This is a genomic window from Pseudoalteromonas sp. PS5, assembly GCF_004103255.1.
GTDB classification, from domain to species: domain Bacteria; phylum Pseudomonadota; class Gammaproteobacteria; order Enterobacterales; family Alteromonadaceae; genus Pseudoalteromonas; species Pseudoalteromonas peptidolytica.
In genome coordinates this window covers 1-1,890 of record NZ_RCSQ01000248.1, presented here as the reverse complement: position 1 = coordinate 1,890, position 1,890 = coordinate 1, and the positions used below count along the sequence as shown (strand labels likewise).

1 protein-coding gene is annotated in these 1,890 nt (G+C 42.7%); it reads right to left on the bottom strand.

Annotated features, from left to right (window positions below; genetic code table 11):
• The coding region (locus tag D9603_RS21405; protein ID WP_153188205.1) for an AMP-binding protein at nt 1-1,890 on the bottom strand (1,890 nt) is incomplete at both ends.

Here is a 1,890-nt window from a genome sequence, read left to right as displayed (position 1 = left end):
TCATCAGGATTTCCATTGACCATCCGTCTGACGCTATGTGGTGTAGATTAAATAACAGTACGCCTGATGTTTCTGCGGTCTTTATAAAGCTTACCCGTAACATCACTTCTGTGGATAGATTAAACGGCCTCCCTACTTCCTCACGCACATATGCTTTAAGTGCGGTTTCTTTATCTTGCTCATCGAGTTCACTGATGTCTTTTTGCTGAATCGCAAACTCGACTTCAGATATTGTTTTTATCTTTTGATATGCTTCACCATCATGCTCTTCATAGACGGTTCTTAAGACTTCATGACGCGCGATAATTTCACGAAAGGCTCGCTGAATACTCGTCAGACTAATCGTGCCTGACAGCTCAAACACCATCGGCATATTGTACTCTGGAGTGCTGCCTTGCAAACTATCAATAAACCATAGCCGCTGTTGGGCAAAAGACAGAGGGAACTTATCTGTGTTTCTTTCTACTCGCGAGACTAGGTTTGACCCTACATCAACTGCATTTTTTACCAATATAGCGATATCTACGATGGTAGGGCTATCGTAAATTTCCCGCAGTGGTATTTGTACGTTTAGTTTATCTTCTATCTCAGAGCACAGCCTCATCGACAATAATGAATGACCACCTAATTCAAAAAAATCATCTTCAGTACTGATCAATGCAGGAGGTACACTAAATAGCTCAGACCAGATCTGTACTAGTGCTTTTTCTATATCATCTTTAGCCTCGATAACTATAGCTACAGTATCCGTATCAAGCGTTGTTGCTGATAACGCCACCTTATCAACCTTGCCATTTGCCGTTCTCGGAAATTCACTCACTACAATCAGCTTGCTTGGGATCATATGTGCAGGCAATGAGGTTTTTAAGTGTTGCTGGACTTGTTGTTCAACAGCACTGGTGGACTGAACAAGTCCTTCTCTCAGTTTGATATACCCCACAAGATACTTTGATGTGCCGCGTTCAATGATGAGTACGACGCTAGAGTCAACCTCAGAGCAAGAGTTTATTTGTGACTCAATTTCACCAAGCTCGACTCGAAACCCGCGAATTTTCACTTGATCATCGACGCGGCTAATGTAAATAAGTTCACCGTCTGAATTAAATTTAACTAAGTCTCCCGTTTTATATAATCGCTTTGAAGTGTTCCTTTTATTTGGGCAAAAGTATGGATTAGGAATAAAGCTATTTTGTGTCAATGTCGCTTTGTTCAAATAACCTCTGGCCACTCCATCTCCACCAACATATAACTCACCCACAGCACCGTAAGGTAGCAAAGCTTGATCCGCATCTAAAATATAATACTGCATATTGGCAAAAGGAGTACCAATCGTTGCCTGCTTACCCTCCAAGCATCGGCCAATTGAGCTACAGATAGTTATTTCAGTTGGGCCATAGGCATTTAAAAATTCAACACCTACTGACAGCCACTCATTAGCAAGTGAATCAGGGCAATGCTCACCACCTACCATCACTGTGGTTAGACTTTCATATTTTTTAACTTTCAAACATCGCAACATAGAGGGAGTCATAAAGAGGTGGGAGACATCACCATAATGTACTAACTCTTTTCCATACTCTAACGTTGTCGCTAATCGCAATTTGGCTCCATTTACGAGGCCTAACCACATGACCCAAACGGCAGCATCAAAGGCAACTGATGAACAATGGTAAATAGCCGCGCTAGGGGATAATTGCGTGTATTCGAGGGAAGTAATCATATTGTTGTGCAAGCTTTGATGCTCAATCATCACGCCTTTTGGCTGTCCTGTCGAGCCTGAGGTATAAATCACATACGCCAGATGTGATGCGCTCACACCGACCTCTTGTGGCCGAGTACGTGGATACGCATCACACAGGTGCGGCTCTCCTAAGGCAAATCCATCTAACC